This window comes from Solemya elarraichensis gill symbiont (assembly GCF_002021095.1).
Taxonomy (GTDB): Bacteria; Pseudomonadota; Gammaproteobacteria; order Chromatiales; family Chromatiaceae.
In genome coordinates this window covers 1-1,410 of sequence record NZ_MPRK01000339.1, presented here as the reverse complement: position 1 = coordinate 1,410, position 1,410 = coordinate 1, and the positions used below count along the sequence as shown (strand labels likewise).

Sequence of the window (1,410 nt, the reverse complement as noted above, 5' to 3'; positions counted from 1 at the left end):
GACTTGGATGTCCCGTTTTACATCACGAGATCAAAGACACGCTTGTTGTTACCACTTGGTGAACATGACTGCTTTGCAGAATGGTTCGACAAAGCACTTTCTGATAGCTCTGCTGGGGTCTCCCTTGCTTTCGTGATGCGACATATTGTTGATGACAGGATTGTGGGATGCACTCGCTTGATGGACTACAATTTAAAAGATTCAAGTATTGAAATAGGCTGGACTATAGTTGATGTTGAATATTGGCGATCAGGGCTCTCCAGAGAGAGTAAGCTGCTCTTGTTAGGGTATGCGTTTGAGCAGATGGGGTTGACGAGGGTACAGATCACTACAGACGTGAATAACCACCCAAACATGAAACTACTGAAGGCGCTTGGCGCCAATCTCGATGGCATATTAAGGAAGGAGCGCCGCCTTCCTGATGGAAGCTTCAGAGATTCAGCATATTTTAGTGTTTTAGCCGATGAATGGCCGGAGATAAAAGCAGCTCAATCAGCCTAAGAACGAAGTTTGGGGCGTTGCTTCTTCATGACAATATAAAAACGGCTCCCAAATATCTCGTCATCATCTTTAGCAGGCCAGAATACCTGTTGTTATCATAAGCAGGATTCGCCATAGTATGAATGTAATATGTTGATGTCATTGATGGAAAATGGCTAGCATGGACGGCATCAACCAGGGCCCGGGTATCAGTCTCAGTGAGTGTGCCGGGCGCTTTTATTCACATCGAGCAGAGACGCCTGTAACCATGTGGTGTGTCTGTAGCACCAGGAATCCAACCCATGGCCAAAGAGACCCTGCCGGCGATCGGCGAAAATGAAGCAAGCGGCGAGATTGCCGAGCTTTACGACGATCTTCGCCAGACCCTGAATGTCACTGCTATCAATTATGTCTGGCGGCATATTGCCACCATAGACGGCGGCCTGCGCTGGGCCTGGGACGCGGCAAAACCGATGTTTGTCTCAGGAAGGGTGGAGAGCGAATGTGAACACCTGCAGGCGCAGTTGTCTTACCCGAAACTGCCCGCCTTGAGTGATACGACACTCTCTCTCGTGGGCGTTGAAGATGACGGTCGAAATATGATCTGTGCGATTCTCGATACCTATAACCGCGGCAACCTGCTCAATATGGTTTCCCTGTCTGCACTTCTTGCCGAGCCTGAGATACCGCCTGCCGGTGATCGCGCCCTCGTCGATCTGCCATTCACTGATATCGTCTTGCCACCGATCCCGGAGGTTGTTGACCTCAGCGGTGAAGTGAGTGAGCAAGTGCTGGTGCTGAATGATCTCGGGGCCAAGCCCGGACCAAATCGCGTTGTCGCCAGGATCTATAAACATATTGCCCTATGGCCAGGCTACCTCTCCCTGAGCTGGGTGCAACTCGCCGAGATGCACAGCGATGGATCCCTGC

General features: G+C 50.7%; 2 protein-coding genes. Both read left to right on the top strand.

The features are described 5' to 3' along the window. Positions 1 to 501 (top strand): GNAT family N-acetyltransferase (locus BOW51_RS10780; RefSeq protein ID WP_135568282.1); only part of this gene is annotated, 501 nt, incomplete at its 5' end. 281 nt (positions 502 to 782) lie between these two features. Then, positions 783 to 1,410: hypothetical protein (locus BOW51_RS10775; RefSeq protein ID WP_078477704.1), on the top strand; the 628-nt coding region annotated here is incomplete at its 3' end.